The organism is Actinacidiphila sp. bgisy144 (assembly GCF_057708105.1).
Genome location: NZ_JBYIRM010000119.1, coordinates 1 through 513 on the forward strand (window position 1 = coordinate 1; position 513 = coordinate 513).

The 513-nt window shown below is 56.3% G+C and carries 1 rRNA gene; it reads left to right on the plus strand.

What is annotated here, in order from left to right:
• Nucleotides 1-513: ribosomal RNA gene (locus AC3EVP_RS36985) — 23S ribosomal RNA — on the plus strand; the annotation flags it as partial.

The window sequence follows — 513 nt, forward strand, 5'->3', positions numbered from 1 at the left end:
AGTAGCACGCTCAAGACCCGAAGCGGAGTGATCTAGCCATGGGCAGGTTGAAGCGCGGGTAAGACCGTGTGGAGGACCGAACCCACCAGGGTTGAAAACCTGGGGGATGACCTGTGGTTAGGGGTGAAAGGCCAATCAAACTCCGTGATAGCTGGTTCTCCCCGAAATGCATTTAGGTGCAGCGTCGTGTGTTTCTTGCCGGAGGTAGAGCACTGGATAGGCGATGGGCCCTACCGGGTTACTGACCTTAGCCAAACTCCGAATGCCGGTAAGTGAGAGCGCGGCAGTGAGACTGTGGGGGATAAGCTCCATGGTCGAGAGGGAAACAGCCCAGAGCATCGACTAAGGCCCCTAAGCGTACGCTAAGTGGGAAAGGATGTGGAGTCGCAGAGACAACCAGGAGGTTGGCTTAGAAGCAGCCACCCTTGAAAGAGTGCGTAATAGCTCACTGGTCAAGTGATTCCGCGCCGACAATGTAGCGGGGCTCAAGCGTACCGCCGAAGTCGTGTCATT